The following is a 14,872-nucleotide window of genomic DNA, read 5'->3' as shown; positions in this document are numbered from 1 at the left end:
CCGCAACCCGCCGTGGTTGTGGTTTGCGCCAGATTCTGCCAGTTTAGCCACCTGAAGGGACTTGTATGCACTCCTTGGCGGAAAGGGGCGTTCCTCCAGAGGAACGCCTAAAAACAAATCTCAGCGGCCTCTCCGATTGGGATGCGGCGCGCATCTTCCTGGAAGTCGTCCGCAGCGGAAGTTTCCGCTCGGCGGCCGAACGGCTGTCTCTGTCGATCAACGCTGTCCGCCGTCGCATCGATGATTTCGAGCGCCAGACCGGCACCACTCTGTTCACCCGCGACGTCCACGGCACGCATCTGACCGACGAGGGCGCGCTCGTCGTCTCCGCCGTCGAGCGGATGGAAGCAGCGGCGTTCGACGTGTTGCGCACCAGCGATTCGACCGGCAATGCCCTGTCCGGCGAGGTCCGCGTCGCCGTCACCGAGGGTCTCGGCACGTTCTGGCTCGCCCCGAGGCTGGTCGAATTCCAGCAGGCCTATCCGAAGATCCTGGTCGACCTGCATTGCGCGATGCGCTCGGCCGACGTCTCGCGCCACGAGGCCGATGTCGCCATCCACCTGTCCCGGCCTTCTGCGCTCGACGTCAAGCTGGTGCGGCTCGGCCGCATGCATCTGATGTTCTGGGCTTCGGAGAAATACCTCGAGAAATACGGCACGCCGCGCTCGGCCCATGAATTGATCAAGCACCGCCTGGTGCTGCAATTCGCCGACCAGCTCGCCGCCAAGGAAACTTTCGAGAGCTTCTTCCCGGGCGTTCCTGAACGTGACCTTCTGGTCATGAAGACGAACGTCTCAAGCGCCAATTACTGGGCGGTCGCGAATGGCGCCGGAATCGGCGTATTCCCGAGTTACGCCATTGCGCTTGGCGGGAAGTTGATTCCACTGGAGGTCGAATTGAACCGACCGCTGGATATCTGGTTGTCTTACCATCCCGGTAGCGGCCGCATCCCGCGCGTACGGCACATGATTGACTGGCTGATCGAGGCTTTCAATCCGGCTCGCTTCCCGTGGTTTAAGGAAGAGTTCGTGCACCCGCATGAATTCAAGGACTCGTATATGGGCGAACCCCTGACCCAGCTCTTCGGGGGATTTTCAACCGAAGAACGGTGAGAAACGACTATGAAAACAGCGGCGAAAAGAATGAAGCAGCGCAGTGCCGGCAAGCCGGACATTGAGCTTGGCAAGCGGATCCGTCTGCGGCGCGTCGAGATGAAGATCTCGCAGGCCGAGCTCGGTGAAAAGCTCGGCGTGAGCTTCCAGCAGGTCCAGAAATACGAGAAGGGCGTCAATCGCGTCGGCGCAGCCCGCCTGCAGCAGATCGCCTCCGCCCTCGACGTGCCCGTGACCTTCTTCTATGACGGCGACAACAAGGCGCGCGAAGTCGAAAGCCTGCTCTTCCTCGACTCGGCTTTCAGCCTCCGCCTGCTGCGTGCCTACAGCAAGATCAAGGACCAGACGGTGCAGCGTCAGCTCGTCTCGCTGATGGAATCGATCGCGGCCAACGAAAGCTGAGCCGATCGACGGCCTGGCCTTGACGGCCAACGTTCAATCCGCCGCGTCGCGGGGGCGCGGCCGGATTGGACGAGATCGACTGGATCAGATCTTCTGAACCAGATTTGGCCCGCGCGCGGTTCGCGCGTGGCCATCGTTTTTCGCGGCGGCCTGACCGCCCCTTTTTTCTTGCCCTTTTCTCTCTCCCATCGCGGTTTTCGCGAACCCATTCCGGCCTTGCCGCGACCCAATCGAGAGCCTCCGCGGGCGGACGTGCGGAGCTTTCGACTGCCGTGCTTAATGGGACCTCAACCCTGACGTCTTAACTTTCCGCCGATTTTACCAACCGGCGCACACGGCACGGCGACCGGGAATTGCCAATGCGAGCGCCCGTCCGGGCCTCGCCCTCATGGGGAAGAACAAGACAGATGTCGAAGCGCCACGCCGTGATCATTGCCATGGGCCTCGTCGCCAGCGCCTCCGCGCTCGCGCAGACCGAGACCACCGGACAGGCCGGCCCGAAGCCGCCGACCGCTGCCGGTACAGTGCCGGCTGCGGCTAGCCCTTCCCACGCGGCCGCGCCGAAACCCGCCACGACGCCCGCTTCGACGCCGGAAAGCCGTTCGGTCGCGGCGCTCGCGCTGACGCACGAGCCGACCTATGACGAAGGCTCCGCCCAGCGCATCAAGGAGGCCGCGTTCAGCTATTCCGCGCTCGCAGTGCGCGGCGGCTGGCCGACGATCCCCGCGGATGCCAAGTTCGCGCCCGGCGTCCAGGGCGCAAGCGACGATCTCCTGCGCAAGCGGTTGATCCTTTCCGGGGATCTTTCCGCCGACAAGGCCAGCGGCGCCTTCGACCAGGATCTCGCCGACGCGGTGAAGCGCTTCCAGGCACGTCACGGCCTCGCGCCGACCGGCACGGTGACGCCGCGCACGCTCGCGGCGATGAACGTCCCCGTGCAGAAGCGCATCCGCCAGTTGGAGGCCTCGCTCGAGCGGCTCGAGAACATGAATTTCAGCTTCGGCCCGCGCTATGTCGTGGTCAACATTCCCGCCGCCTTTGCCGAAGCGGTCGAGAACGACGTCGTGGTGCGGCGCTATCGCGTCATCGTCGGCAAGACCGAAAAGCCCTCGCCGACACTGACGGCCCATATCACCAGTGTCGTCCTCAATCCGACCTGGACGGTGCCTGCCTCGATCGCCAAGACCGAGATCTCGGCGCATATGCGCAAGGACCCGACCTATCTGTCGCGCATGCACATGGAGGTGCTCGATGCGCACGACAATCCGATCGATCCGCATTCGGTCGACTGGTCCGGCACGCACACGCCGAACTTCACCGTGCGCCAGCACAACGGCACCTTCAATGCGCTCGGCGCGGTCAAGATCGACATGCCGAATTCCTATTCGGTCTACATGCACGACACCAACCAGCGCAACCTGTTCAGCGATGACTACCGCTTCGATTCCCACGGCTGCTCGCGCGTCGACAATGTGCGCGATCTCGCCGCCTGGCTGCTCAAGGACCAGCCGAAATGGAGCCGCGCCGCGATTGACGCGGAGATCGCCAGCGGCCAGCACCTCGAGGTCGCCATGGCGAAGAAGGTGCCGGTGGCCTGGATCTATCTCACGGCGTGGATGACCAAGGACCAGACCATCCAGTTCCGCAACGACGTCTATAACCAGGACGAGCAGCTGCTGGAGGCGACAGCCGAAGAGGCGGCGTTCTTCGGCAGGGCCGTCGACCATCCGCTGACTGCGCACATGCATGTGACGCAGTAGGCGCTTCTTGCGCCATGCAATCGCGGCACAGGCTCGTGCAAAGCCCCTCGCCTTGCCGCGGTTGACCGCGGCCTCAGCCCGGCCGCACATTGCGCTCGGCCCACACAGCGAGCGCGCGATGCCCGACATCTCCAGTGAAAAATCCTACGCCGACGGCAAGATCCTCCAGCACGCCACTGACGGCGTCGGCGTGATCACCTTCAACAATCCCGACAAGCGCAACGCGATGTCGCTGGAGATGTGGGAGGGATTTGGCGAGGCGCTGACGGCCTTACGCGACGACGACGCCGTGCGCGTCGTGATCCTGCGCGGTGCCGGCGGCAAGGCGTTCGTCTCGGGGGCGGACATCAGCCAGTTCGAGAAGACCCGCCACAACGCCGCCGCGTCCGAGGAATACGCCAGGCGCAGCGTCGCCCAGCGCGCGCTGCTCGCCGACTATCCGAAGCCGACCATCGCCTGCATCCAGGGCTTTTGCCTCGGCGGCGGCATGCAGGTCGCGATGCTCGCCGACATCCGCCTCGCTGCAGATGGCAGCCAGTTCGGCATCCCCGCGGCGCGGCTCGGCATCGCCTATGGCTATGACGGCTTGCGGCACCTGGTGTCGCTGGTCGGCCCGTCCTGGGCGCGACTTCTGATGTACACGGGCATGCGCATCGATTCCGCCGAGGCGCTGCGCATCGGCCTCGTCGAGCGCGTGTTCCCGGAAGCCGAGCTCTGGGGCGAGACCATGGCGATTGCCGAGACGATCTCGCAGAACGCCCCGCTCGCGATCAAGGCCGCCAAGATCACCATCGCGCAGGTCTTGAAGGACGAGAGCGCACGCGACATGGACGCGATCAAGGCGATCGGCACCGCATGCATGGACAGCGCGGATTTCCGCGAGGGCCGGCAGGCCTTCATGGAGAAGCGCAAGCCGCGGTTCCAGGGGAAGTAATCAAGGCGCATTTGTGAGCGCACATCTCTCACCACTGTCATTGCGAGGAGCCCTTGCGACGAAGCAATCCAGACTGCCTCCGCGCAGGGATTCTGGGTTGCTTCGCTGCGCTCGCAATGACGTCGTGGGAGATCGAACCACAGACTTGGAACCGTATTCCTGAGCAGGCTGAACCTTCGTTCAGGAAGATTAAATTCCTCGGCCAGCTGCGACGCGGTAGCAACCAATTGATCTTCCGCCGGTTCTCCCGCAACCAACGAGGGAGATTGCGATGACACTCAAACTTGCTGTTCTTGGTCTGGCTGCCATGGGCGGTATGGCGCTCGCTTCGGGACCGGCCCTTGCGGCGATGCCGAACGGCATTCCGCAGGCAGACCAGATTGCAAAAGGCCCGGCTGTCGACGTCGATCAGGTCCGCATGGTCTGCAATGCCTGGGGCCGCTGCTGGTGGCGACCGAACTATTACGGTGCCTATGGCTATTACGGTGGCCCACGACGCTTTTACGGCCCGCGTCCGTGGGGCTGGCATCATCACCACCACTGGCGCGGCTGGTAGATGACGAAAGGGGCCGGCAGGCCCCTTCTCCTGACGGCATTCTCGACTACAGCGCTCCCAGCACCGCCTTCGTGATGTCGGCGGTGCCGTTGCTGCCGCCGAACTCCATCGGCTTGATGCCGCCGGCATAGACCTGGTCCACCGCGCGCTCGATGGTCTCGCCCGCCTCGGCCGCACTCTCGATGCCATGCTTCTCGGCGAGCCAGTCCAGCATCATCGCGGCCGACAGGATCATGCCGGTGGGGTTGGCCTTGCCCTGCCCCATGATGTCAGGCGCGGTGCCGTGGCAGGGCTGGAACACGGCATATTTGTCGCCGATGTCGGCGGACGGCGCCATGCCGAGACCACCGATCAGGCTCGCGGTGATGTCGGAGACGATGTCGCCGAACATGTTCTCCATCACCATCACGTCGAAATCCCAGGGACGCTTGACCAGCATCGCCGAGCAGGCGTCGACATAGAGCCGGTCAGTCTTCACGTCAGGATGCTTCTTCTCGATCTCGTCGAAGATGCCGCGGAAGAACGCAAAGGCCTTGAACACGTTCGCCTTGTCGACGCAGGTCAGCATCCCGGGCTTGCCGCGCGCCTTGCGGCGCTCGGCGAGGCGGAACGAGAATTCGAACAGGCGCTCGGACGTCCGGCGCGTGATCACCATGGTCTCGCGCGCATCCTCGTGGGTGACGACGCCCTTGCCCATCGAGGCGAACAGGCCCTCGGTGGATTCGCGGATCACGACGAGATCGATGCCGCGCTTGTCCGCGCCGACAATCGGGCTCGGCACGCCCGGAATGAGCCGCGCCGGCCGCACGCCGGCATAGAGATCGAAGATGAAGCGCAGCTCGATCTGCGGCGCGATCTCGGTGTTGTCGGGGTAGCGGACCGACGGCAGGCCGCAGGCGCCGAGCAGGATCGCATCCGCCTCCTCGCACAGCTTGATCGTCGTATCCGGCATCGACTTGCCGGTGGCGAGATAATTGTTGGCGCCGGCGGGGGCCTCCGTGAAGCGGAAGCCGAGACCGGACTTTTCGCCGACCTTGCACAACACCTCGAGCGCCGGCGCCATGACTTCGGGACCGATGCCGTCACCGGCGAGCACGGCAATGTGGAAGGCGTTGTTTGCGGACATGGGGTTCCTGCGCGAAGGTCAGAGTGATCTCGTCATTGCGAGGAGCTCTTGCGACGAAGCAATCCAGACTGTCTCCGCAGAGGGATTTCTGGATTGCTTCGCTGCGCTCGCAATGACGGGAATGGAGTGTTAGCTACGGCGTCAGCACGGTGCGGCCGACCACCGCGCCCTGCTGCAATTGCAGCAGCGCGTCATTGGCCTTGGCGAGCGGTGCCGTCGTCACCGGGATCGGCGGCACCTTCTTGGTGCGAACGAGATCGAGCAGTTCCTGCGTTTCGCGCAAGTTGCCGACATAGCTGCCCTGGATCGTCACCGCCTTGATCGGGATCAGCGGCAGCGCCCAGGTCGCGCCGCCGCCGAACAGGCCGACGATGACGAGCTTGCCGCCCTTGGTGAGACAATCGAAGCCGAGCTGTGTCGTGGCAGAGTTGCCGACGAGGTCGATCACGGCGCGGATCGGCCCGCCCGCTTTCTTCGCAAGCTGCTCCAGCGCATCCGGCGCCTTGGGATCGACGGTTGAGAGCGCGCCGGCCTTCTCGGCCGCTTCGCGCTTCCTGGCGTCGATGTCGACCATGATCGCGCCCTTACCGCCCATCGCCTTGAGCAGCGACAGCGCCATCAGGCCGAGGCCGCCGGCACCGAACATCACGATCGGCGTGTCGAAGTGTTGCTCGACCTTCTTCAGCGCGCTGTAGGTGGTGACGCCCGAGCAGGCGTAAGGCGCGGTCGTCGCGGGATCGAGGCCTTTCAGATTGAGCAAATAGCGCGGATGCGGCACCAGCATGTGGTCGGAATAGCCGCCATCGCAATAGACGCCAAGCGAGCGCGGCGTCAGGCACATGTTCTCGTCGCCGCCAAGGCACGTCGCGCATTTGCCGCAGCCGATCCAGGGATAGACCAGGCCGATATCGCCCAGCTTCAGGTCGCCCTGGTCAGTCGGCTTCACATCGGGGCCGAAAGCGAGGACTTCGCCGACGGTCTCGTGGCCCATGGTCAGCGGCAGGTTGATGCCGCGGTCCTTCAGCGACAGCGGCTTGCGACCGTGGCCGAGATCGTAGCCGCCTTCCCAGATGTGGAGGTCGCTGTGGCAGACGCCGGCGGCCTTCACCTTGATCAGCACCTGCGTGCCCGAGGGCTGCGGCGTCGCCTCGTCGAACTCCTGCAGCGGCGCCTTGAAATCGGTGACCTTGAAACTCTTCATCGGCGTCCTCCCGGCATGCTTCTTGTTGTCACGCCACCATGCCATGCCCGGGGGAGCGAGACAAACTCGCTCCTGTCTAGTTTACGGCGATCGAGGATGGCAATCCGGCGGCGCGCAGGGCCGCATTGCTTGCGGCACGAAGCCGTTCAGCCTGTCGCGGCCGTTTTGCCTGACGGAATTGGCGCCTTCTCGGCAAGGCCGATCTCCTCACGCAATGCCTCCGTGTGCGCGCCGAGCACGGACACCGTCCTGGCCGGCGTCGTGTCGGCGCCCGACATCCGGAACGGCAGGTTGAGCACCCTAAAGGAGCCGCCCTCGTCCCGCACCTCGGAGAGCGCCTGCCGATGCGCAAGCTGCGGATCGGCCAACGCCTCTGACACGGTGCGATAGGCCGAGGCCGGGACGCCGGCAGCGCCGAGCGCGAGGAGGCATGCATCGGTCGAGAGCTGCCGCGACCAGACCTCGACGCCGTCCATCAACGCCGCCCAGTTCTCGCGGCGCGGGGCGTAGGTGGCGAAGCGTGGATCGGAGACCCATTCGGGGCGGCCGATCACGCCCATCAAGGCCTGGAACGTCTTCTCGCTGGCGACGGTGATCATGACATAGCCGCTGGCCGTCTCGGTCGGTCCGAACATCGGGCGCGGCGGCGGCGCCACTGCGAACTGCGAGCTCTGCAACTCGGTCAGGGTCAAGGTCAGCATCGATTCCAGCATGGAGACGTCGATGTGCTGGCCGAGCCCGGTCACGGTGCGCTGATAGAGCGCCGAGGCGATCGCGCCAAAGCCGTAGGTGCCGGTGACGACGTCGGCGTGGTAGATGCCGCAATAGTCGGGCCTGTGACGGCCGGGCTGGTAGGCGAGATGCGCCATGTCGTAGCCGGAGGCGGCGTGGATCACCGGCGCATAGGCCGGCAGCTCGGCCGAGGGGCCGGTCTGACCGTAGCCGGAAATCGAGCAATAGATCAGCTTCGGGTTCTCCACTCGCAGCCTGTCATAGTCGAGCCGCAGCCGGTGCATCACGCCGGGGCGGAAGTTCTCGACCAGGATGTCGGCGGTCGCGGCCAGCCGGTAGACGGCGTCCCTGCCATCCTCGGATTTGAGGTCGAGCACCAGGCTCTTCTTGCCGACATTGAGCTGGCCGAACGCGGTGCTGCACCCCTTGCGCAGCGGTGGCCGGGTCCGCATCGTCTCCCCGCCGTCGGTCTCGATCTTGATGACCTCGGCGCCCATGTCGGTTAGCATGCGCCCACAGTGCGGACCGGCGATCGTGGTCGAAAAATCCAGGACCCGCAGGCCCGCAAAAGCCTTTGTCGTCGTCCCCTCATGCTTGTCTGGTAGCTGCATACGTGCCGCGTCTCCCTGAGGCTCCCATTGGGAACCGTGGATGTTCTCTCTTGTTGGTGCGGCGACCCTAGAGGGCGGCGGCTGAGTAGGAAAGTCTTTACGGAACAGAGGCGTCTTGCGGGGGGCTTGAGAATTTCCTGGGCAACTGGACCCGTTCTTGCATAGCAGCAAACGGGGATCGGAAGAGGGCGGCAGTTCTTGAGGGTCTTGTTCGTTACGACAGAGATGGACGACTTCGTCCGCGTCGGCGGACTTGGAGCCGTTTCTGCTGCTCTCCCCCGAGCGCTACGTCCCTTCGCCGATATCCGGATCATGCTGCCCGGCTATCGCGACATCATCGAGCAGCTCACGCATATCCAGATCGTCGGCCGCTGCCCGCCGTTCGCGGAGATGCCGGCCTGCTCGCTCGGCCGTGCCGCGACCAAGGACGGCCTGCCGGTCTATGTGCTGTTGTGCTCGCAGCTCTACGACCGGCCCGGCAATCCCTATGGCGACGAGTCCGGGCGCGATTGGCCCGACAACGACATCCGCTTCGCGCGCCTCGCCTCGGCGGCCGCTGAGCTTGCCATGGGCAAGCTGGACAAGAATTGGGCAGCGGATCTGGTCCATGCCAACGATTGGCAGGCTTCGCTCGTGCCGGCCTATCTCGCCTGGCGCGGCGCCAAGCTGCCGTCGATCCTGACCATCCACAACCTCGCCTATCAGGGCCTCTTCCCGAAGGAGGCGCTGCGACGGATCGGCGCACCGGAGAGCTCGTTCCACATCGACGGCGTCGAGTTCTACGACCAGGTCTCCTTCCTCAAGGCGGGACTCGTCTACGCCTCGCACCTCACCACCGTCAGCGCCACCTATGCGCGCGAGATCACCACGGCCGAATTCGGCTGCGGCCTCGAGGGCCTGCTCCGCCTGCGCTCGGATGCGGCCGAGCTCACCGGCATCCTCAACGGCATCGACGAGAGCTGGGACCCGCGCTATTGCGCGCAGCTCGCCCAGCAGTTCGGCGCCGGCGACTGGGTCGGCAAGAAGGCCAATGCGGATTACGTGCGCAAGCAGTTCGGGCTTGCGGTGTCGCGCGGACCGATATTCGGCATCGTCGCCCGCCTCGTGCACCAGAAGGGCATCGACCTCGTGCTGGCGGCGGCCGACGAGATCATCGATGCCGGCGGGCAGATCGTGGTCACCGGCTCCGGTGAGCCGGCGCTCGAGCAGGAGCTGATCAACGCCCATCGCCGCCGTCCCGATGCCATCGGGGTCGCGATCGGCTTCAACGACGCCCAGGCGCGGCGCATCTTTGCCGGCAGCGACTTCACCTTGATGCCGTCGCGGTTCGAGCCCTGCGGCCTCAGCCAGATGTACGCCCAGCGCTTCGGCTCATTGCCGATCGGTCACCAGACCGGCGGGCTCGCCGAGACCATCAGCGACGGCGAGACCGGCTTCCTGTTCTCGAAGCCCTCGCATGAATCCTTCCTCGGCGGCGTCCGCCGCGCCTTCTCGGCCTTCATGGCGCAGGACCAGCTCGACACCATGCGCCGCAGCGCCATGGGACGATCGTTCTCCTGGAGCATCTCGGCCGGCAGCTACAGTGCGCTGTACCGCAAGCTGGCGTCGGTGTGAGGAAGCGACGACGCTTCCTCAGACGCCGTCATTGCGAGCGCACCCATCCATCACCGTCAACCTGAGGTGGCCGCTTCTTCAGCGGCCCTCGAAGGGCGACGGCCCGGCTGCAGCAGCGGGGCCGTGCATCCTTCGAGGCTCCCGGCGCAATGCTTCCGCATCGCGCCGCTCGCGCCTCAGGATGACGGATCTAAAAGGCGGCGGCTATCACCCCTTACCGCGCACGTCCATCTGCGGCCGGCCGATCCAGGCGCGGTTGAGACAGCGGGTCATCCAGTCGGGCTGCGCCTCGCCCCGCAGCCGCGCCTGTGCTTCCTGATAGGGGCCGACATAGCGCAGTCTGTGAGGCAGTTTCGGATAGACGCGCCTGATCCATCTCAATGCATTGTCGGCGGATCTGGCGTCGCGCTCATCGAGCTCAAAACCAAAACCCGCACGCAAGCGCTCCGGCAACATCCCTGCCGTGAGCGCGCGATACCAGCGCGGCGGACGCAACCACGGACGCGCGCCCGTGAAGATCTGCGTCGCGATCTCGCGTGCCGCGGTGCTGACCGTCAGCGTGTCCGATTGCGTCATCGCTGCGGTGTAAGCAGCGAAGCCGGACCAGTCCGCCGGCAGGTCATCCGCCGTCAGTCCGAACAGCGCGCCGAACGTCCGGCTCTCGGCCCAATAATGCTCGCGCTCCTCCGCCGAGAGCGGTGGCAGGACGAGGTCATGCGCCATCAGCGCGGTCTCGACCAGCGTGGCGTGAACCCAGCGCAGCGACGGAATGTCGTTGGCGCAGTAGCGCGAGCCGGCCGCGAACGGGCCGACCGTCTCGGGCATCTCGCCGACAATCATGCTGTGGCGCCGGTGCAATTGCCGGGACGACAGCAAGGCCCGATCGAGCGAGCCGAACACCATGGCGAAGACGATGTCGAAGGTGCGATGGAAGCGGCCGATCGGATCGGCAAAGGTTGTGGAATGTTCGGCGATGGCGGCGGCGACCCAGGGGTGGGCGAGTTGCAGCAGCAGCGCGCGGCCGGCGCCGAGGAAGTTCACGGCCTCCCGGTCGATCTGCCAGGTCACCGAGTCAGGACCGAACACGCCGGCGATCGGGTCCGCCGCGTCAGCGCGGAGCTGATCGAGTGCTGCTTCCAGATCCTTCTCAGCGACCACTTGCGAGTCTCACGACGAAGACGCCGCGATCATAGCCCAGACCGCGCGCTCGCGACATCGTCACCGCACAAGACAAATGACGGACAAGGCCTTCACTCCGCCGCAATCGGCATCTCGTCCGTATGCTCGTGCAGCACCACGCCGGCGAGCGGATCGAACTCGCCGATCCAGGGCCTGCGCGCCAGCACCGATCGCGTGTGAGCGTAGCCGGCGTGCCAGCGCCGCGTGATCCCTGACGGACTGAAGTCGATATCCTTGGTATGGGTCTCGTGCTCGAGCTGCGGCGCCAGCAGCCGCACCACATGCATGCGGGTCGAGCAGCCGTAGCCCATCAGCTCCCTCACCGCGGCATCGTTGCGCTCGCTCTCCGGCAGCCGCGCCGCGATCTGGTTGATGACATGGCGCAGGCGATGGGCCTGCTGCTGACGCACGATCTGGCTGGCGATGCGGCTGGAATATTGCACGTCCTTGTGCCGATTCAGCACCTCCGCCATCGTGGTCGGTTCCGGCCCGACGGGATTCCACAGATGCACGGAGAAGATCAGCGAATCCCTGCGCGGATTGTCGTCGAACACCGCTTCCGTCGGCGTGTTCGACAGGATGCCTCCGTCCCAATAGAGCTCGCCGTCGATGCGCACCGCCGGGAAAGCGGGCGGCAGCGCGCCCGAGGCCATGATGTGCTTGGCCGTCAGCTCGCCGTCACGGCTGTCGAAATAGCGCATTTCGCTGGTGCCGACATGAGCCGCACCGACCGTCAGGCGCGGCGTGCAGCGGTTGGCCAGATCGAAATCGACCAGCTCACTCAGCGTCTTCTCCAGCGGCGCGGTCGAATAGAAGCCGGCGTGATCGGCACCCAGCGGATAGGAATCGCCCGCATGCGCCAGCGGATTGGGCCGGAAGAATCCTGGAATGCCGTGGGTGACGGTCGACCAGTAGGCCAGCTTCTCGTTGAAGCCGGGAAACGTGGCGCGCCAGTCCCAGACCGGCTGCTGCTCCATCCGCTTCCAGAACTCCCTCAGGCGCGCCAGGCGGTGCTCCCTTGCGTTGCCCGCAATCAGGCTCGCATTGATCGCGCCGATCGACGTGCCGATGATCCAGTCCGGCTCGATGCCGGCTTCGTGCAAGGCCTGGTAGACCCCGGCCTGATACGAGCCAAGCGCGCCCCCGCCTTGCAGCACGAGCACGACCTGCCCCGGCAGGTCCAGACCTTTACGCTGCAAATTGTCCTGCATGCCGTTCATGTCTCGCTCCTGTCGAGCCTATGGTTATCATTCGTCAGGCGTAAGGCCATTGTTACGTCCTGCCACTCTCGGCAATTGTCGGGCCTTTTGGAAATGCCGGCTGGCTTCCATAACCATACGCAGGCGCTATTGAGCCCGGGATGTCATTCCCTGTCCGGATCGGCTAGATTTCCGGTCGATCCTGCTGGGGAGCCGATCCATGGAAATGCACCAGGTCCGCTATTTCCTCGCGGTGGCGCAGCTCTTGAATTTTACGCGCGCCGCCGAGGAATGCAACGTGACGCAGCCCTCGCTGACACGCGCGATCAAGCAGCTCGAGGCCGAGCTCGGCGGCGACCTGTTCCGCCGCGAACGGCCGGCCGCGCAACTGACCGAGCTCGGCCAGCGCATGCATCCGCTCTTGAAGCAATGCTACGACGCCGCCACCGGCGCGCGCTCGCTCGCCTCCTCGTTCAGGAGCGGCGAGATCGGCGCGCTGCGCATCGCGCTGACGCATTCGATCGACCTCGCGCTGCTCATCCCGCATCTCAACGAGATCAGGCGGCAGTTCAACCGGCTCGAATTGCGCTTCCTGCGCGGAACGAGCCGCGAGGTTGGTGAATTCCTGAAGAAGGGGGAAGCCGAGCTCGGCATCGCCGCCGAGATCGACGAGGCCTGGGAGCGGCTCGACGTATGGCCGCTGTTCACGGAAGGCTTCGATCTCGTCGTCAGCAGGGAGCACCGGCTCGCCGGGCGCGACACGATCGAGCCGGATGATTTGCGCGCAGAGCAATTGCTCGGCCGGAGCTATTGTGAGCATTCCAGACGCATCTCCGCGAGCCTGCGCGAGCACGGCATCGACGTGGATCATGACCACGAGATTTCGAGCGAGCGCGACCTGATCGAGCTGGTCGAGGCCGATATCGGCATCGCCATGATGCCCCACACCTCGCCGGTGCCGGAGAGCCTAAGACGCGCCGCAGTCACCGGCCTCGATGCGCGCCGCACCGTCAGCCTCTACGGCGTCGCCGGCCGCCAGCGCACCGCCGTCGCCAATGCAGTGATGCGGATGCTGCGCGGTGCCGATTGGCGGGAGATCGCGGGGTAGCAGCGACAACGATCGCTGCGCTTCCCCTCCCCTCAATTCTCCCGGCTCGCGCTCTCCAGCGCTTCGATCAGATCATCGATCTCCATGCGCTTGCGGAAGTCGGGGTCGACGAACCGCGCCTTCACAAGTCCGTCGCGGCCGACGACGAACACGGCCGGGATCGGCAAGATCCAGCCATCATTGCCGTGAAACTTTGCCATGTCCTGATAGGACAACAGGCGCTGGATCTCGGCGCCGAGCCAGATCGCGAGATTGAGCGACAGCGCATAGCCGTTGTCGAGATCGGTCAGGATAGGAAACGGTACGCCGGAGTCGGCCTTGACCTGCCTCGTGTATTCCTGCGTCTCCGGCATGATCGCGACGACCTGTGCGCCCATCGCCTTGATGCGCTCCTGCGCCTGCACCACGGCGCGGACATTGAGCCGGCAATAGGGACACCAGTGGCCGCGGAAGAACATCACTGCGATGGGGCCCCGCTCCAGCAGTGCGGATAGCGTGACGAGACGCCCGCTTTCGTCAGGCAACATGAACGGCGGCATCGCATCGCCGGGACGCGGCGCGGTCTCGCCGCCGCCGTTCCCGTTCAATCGCACCACCAGGCGATCGACCGCCTCGCCATAGGCCGGAAACACCTTGCGGCTGGCATCGGCATAGGCCCGGAGCTGCTCGTTCAGCGTCCCCTCCATGTCGCGGCAGCGCTGGAACGCGAGCCTGAGCTGCTCGGCGTCGGCTGGAGAGAGAAACGTCATCTTCCGCTCCGGCGTTAGAAGGGTGATCTTAGGTTCCAGGTCCGGCCGCCCGCAAGGGGCGGCCGCGCGCGAGGTCCGGTTCAGTTCACGTAGAAATTGCCGGTGGGATCGAGCCGCCCCGACGTGGAATACAGCGTGCCGTTGTCCATGAAGAACACCGTGTTGTCGGGCACCTTCTTGGCGTTCTTCATCATGGCCTCGTGGTTCCTCTCGGCCGGGGCCATGGCCATCGCCGACATCTTGCCGGGCCCGCCATAGACATAGGCCATGCCGGCCTTCAGATCCCAGGCCGCTTCCGAGAAGGCCGACGTGGCGATCACCGCGAAGGCGGCGGTAAAAATCAGGGTCTTGGATACTTTCGTCATGGGATGTTCCTCCGATTGACGTGGACGCCCGCCAATCGGGCGCGCTGCCATCGGACAACGGATATCCCGAAAGCGGAAATGCCGATGCCCAATCGGTTCGATAGCCGCCGCGCATCGATATAGCGCCGGGCTATCGCATCGAAAGCAAGCCGGCATTTCAACATGGAGACGGTTTCGACGAAGCTCCTGCCATTGCCGGCGACCACCGAGGTCGCGGCCAACAC

At 65.1% G+C, this 14,872-nt stretch carries 15 protein-coding genes; 7 read left to right on the top strand and 8 right to left on the bottom strand.

The window, feature by feature from the left end:
- Nucleotides 1–65: 65 nt before the first annotated feature.
- From GGD63_RS23355 to GGD63_RS23335, 5 genes are all read left to right on the top strand, one after another.
- A complete protein-coding gene (locus tag GGD63_RS23355; protein ID WP_183245500.1) occupies nucleotides 66–1,112 on the top strand; it encodes a LysR family transcriptional regulator in 1,047 nt (348 codons plus the stop codon).
- A gap of 30 nt (nucleotides 1,113–1,142) precedes the next feature.
- Entirely contained in the window at nucleotides 1,143–1,514 is a 372-nt protein-coding gene (locus GGD63_RS23350) for a helix-turn-helix domain-containing protein (RefSeq protein ID WP_020608151.1), read from the top strand.
- Nucleotides 1,515–1,921: 407 nt separating this feature from the next.
- Nucleotides 1,922–3,274, top strand: a complete 1,353-nt coding sequence (locus GGD63_RS23345; protein ID WP_183245499.1) for a murein L,D-transpeptidase — start codon at nucleotides 1,922–1,924, stop codon at nucleotides 3,272–3,274.
- A 118-nt stretch (nucleotides 3,275–3,392) separates the two neighbouring features.
- Complete coding sequence (locus GGD63_RS23340; RefSeq protein WP_183245498.1) at nucleotides 3,393–4,208, top strand: enoyl-CoA hydratase; 816 nt, start codon at nucleotides 3,393–3,395, stop codon at nucleotides 4,206–4,208.
- A gap of 271 nt (nucleotides 4,209–4,479) precedes the next feature.
- Nucleotides 4,480–4,764: a hypothetical protein gene (locus GGD63_RS23335; protein WP_183245497.1), complete on the top strand. Its 285-nt coding sequence runs from the start codon at nucleotides 4,480–4,482 to the stop codon at nucleotides 4,762–4,764.
- 46 nt (nucleotides 4,765–4,810) lie between these two features.
- On the opposite strand, the gene GGD63_RS23330 is transcribed toward GGD63_RS23335, so the two are convergent.
- The 3 genes from GGD63_RS23330 to GGD63_RS23320 form a co-directional block, all read right to left on the bottom strand.
- Nucleotides 4,811–5,890, bottom strand: coding sequence for an isocitrate/isopropylmalate dehydrogenase family protein (locus GGD63_RS23330; protein ID WP_183245496.1), 1,080 nt, complete (start codon nucleotides 5,888–5,890; stop codon nucleotides 4,811–4,813).
- Nucleotides 5,891–6,023: 133 nt separating this feature from the next.
- Nucleotides 6,024–7,091 carry an alcohol dehydrogenase gene (locus GGD63_RS23325; protein WP_183245495.1) on the bottom strand — a complete coding sequence of 356 codons (1,068 nt, stop codon included), beginning with the start codon at nucleotides 7,089–7,091 and terminating at the stop codon, nucleotides 6,024–6,026.
- A gap of 146 nt (nucleotides 7,092–7,237) precedes the next feature.
- A complete protein-coding gene (locus GGD63_RS23320; RefSeq protein ID WP_183245494.1) occupies nucleotides 7,238–8,434 on the bottom strand; it encodes a CaiB/BaiF CoA-transferase family protein in 1,197 nt (398 codons plus the stop codon).
- 198 nt (nucleotides 8,435–8,632) lie between these two features.
- Here GGD63_RS23320 and glgA point away from each other — a divergent pair, with 198 nt between their 5' ends.
- Nucleotides 8,633–10,048: a glycogen synthase GlgA gene (glgA, locus tag GGD63_RS23315; RefSeq protein ID WP_183245493.1), complete on the top strand. Its 1,416-nt coding sequence runs from the start codon at nucleotides 8,633–8,635 to the stop codon at nucleotides 10,046–10,048.
- Nucleotides 10,049–10,255: 207 nt separating this feature from the next.
- Here glgA and GGD63_RS23310 read toward each other — a convergent pair whose 3' ends face one another.
- Nucleotides 10,256–11,206 (bottom strand): oxygenase MpaB family protein, encoded by a 951-nt coding sequence (locus GGD63_RS23310; RefSeq protein ID WP_183245492.1) that lies wholly within the window; start codon nucleotides 11,204–11,206, stop codon nucleotides 10,256–10,258.
- A gap of 92 nt (nucleotides 11,207–11,298) precedes the next feature.
- Nucleotides 11,299–12,447, bottom strand: coding sequence for a patatin-like phospholipase family protein (locus tag GGD63_RS23305; RefSeq protein WP_183245491.1), 1,149 nt, complete (start codon nucleotides 12,445–12,447; stop codon nucleotides 11,299–11,301).
- Nucleotides 12,448–12,646: 199 nt separating this feature from the next.
- On the opposite strand from GGD63_RS23305, the gene GGD63_RS23300 reads away from it, so the two are divergent.
- Nucleotides 12,647–13,534 (top strand): LysR family transcriptional regulator, encoded by an 888-nt coding sequence (locus GGD63_RS23300; protein ID WP_183245490.1) that lies wholly within the window; start codon nucleotides 12,647–12,649, stop codon nucleotides 13,532–13,534.
- 32 nt (nucleotides 13,535–13,566) lie between these two features.
- Here the strand turns inward: GGD63_RS23300 and GGD63_RS23295 are convergent, their stop codons facing one another.
- The 3 genes from GGD63_RS23295 to GGD63_RS23285 all read right to left on the bottom strand — a co-directional run bounded on the left by GGD63_RS23295 (nucleotide 13,567) and on the right by GGD63_RS23285 (nucleotide 14,872).
- A complete protein-coding gene (locus GGD63_RS23295) occupies nucleotides 13,567–14,283 on the bottom strand; it encodes a peroxiredoxin-like family protein (RefSeq protein WP_183245489.1) in 717 nt (238 codons plus the stop codon).
- 80 nt (nucleotides 14,284–14,363) lie between these two features.
- A complete protein-coding gene (locus GGD63_RS23290; RefSeq protein ID WP_183245488.1) occupies nucleotides 14,364–14,648 on the bottom strand; it encodes a hypothetical protein in 285 nt (94 codons plus the stop codon).
- On the bottom strand, nucleotides 14,645–14,872 hold the full coding sequence (locus GGD63_RS23285; protein WP_183245487.1) for a hypothetical protein: 228 nt from the start codon (nucleotides 14,870–14,872) through the stop codon (nucleotides 14,645–14,647). The genes GGD63_RS23290 and GGD63_RS23285 overlap by 4 nt, the downstream gene beginning before the upstream one ends.

This window comes from Bradyrhizobium sp. cir1 (assembly GCF_014198245.1).
In the GTDB taxonomy this organism is placed as follows: domain Bacteria; phylum Pseudomonadota; class Alphaproteobacteria; order Rhizobiales; family Xanthobacteraceae; genus Bradyrhizobium.
The sequence above is the reverse complement of the archived record's forward strand: the minus strand, read 5'-3'. Positions and strand labels throughout refer to the sequence as shown.

Coding starts and splice junctions, on each gene's coding strand:
- GGD63_RS23330 (WP_183245496.1), bottom strand. CDS start 5,890: ATGTCCGCAAACAACGCCTTCCACATTGCCGTGCTCGCCGGTGACGGC.
- GGD63_RS23295 (WP_183245489.1), bottom strand. CDS start 14,283: ATGACGTTTCTCTCTCCAGCCGACGCCGAGCAGCTCAGGCTCGCGTTC.
- GGD63_RS23320 (WP_183245494.1), bottom strand. CDS start 8,434: ATGCAGCTACCAGACAAGCATGAGGGGACGACGACAAAGGCTTTTGCG.
- GGD63_RS23340 (WP_183245498.1), top strand. CDS start 3,393: ATGCCCGACATCTCCAGTGAAAAATCCTACGCCGACGGCAAGATCCTC.
- GGD63_RS23345 (WP_183245499.1), top strand. CDS start 1,922: ATGTCGAAGCGCCACGCCGTGATCATTGCCATGGGCCTCGTCGCCAGC.
- GGD63_RS23350 (WP_020608151.1), top strand. CDS start 1,143: ATGAAGCAGCGCAGTGCCGGCAAGCCGGACATTGAGCTTGGCAAGCGG.
- GGD63_RS23335 (WP_183245497.1), top strand. CDS start 4,480: ATGACACTCAAACTTGCTGTTCTTGGTCTGGCTGCCATGGGCGGTATG.
- GGD63_RS23325 (WP_183245495.1), bottom strand. CDS start 7,091: ATGAAGAGTTTCAAGGTCACCGATTTCAAGGCGCCGCTGCAGGAGTTC.
- GGD63_RS23300 (WP_183245490.1), top strand. CDS start 12,647: ATGGAAATGCACCAGGTCCGCTATTTCCTCGCGGTGGCGCAGCTCTTG.
- GGD63_RS23305 (WP_183245491.1), bottom strand. CDS start 12,447: ATGAACGGCATGCAGGACAATTTGCAGCGTAAAGGTCTGGACCTGCCG.
- GGD63_RS23355 (WP_183245500.1), top strand. CDS start 66: ATGCACTCCTTGGCGGAAAGGGGCGTTCCTCCAGAGGAACGCCTAAAA.
- GGD63_RS23290 (WP_183245488.1), bottom strand. CDS start 14,648: ATGACGAAAGTATCCAAGACCCTGATTTTTACCGCCGCCTTCGCGGTG.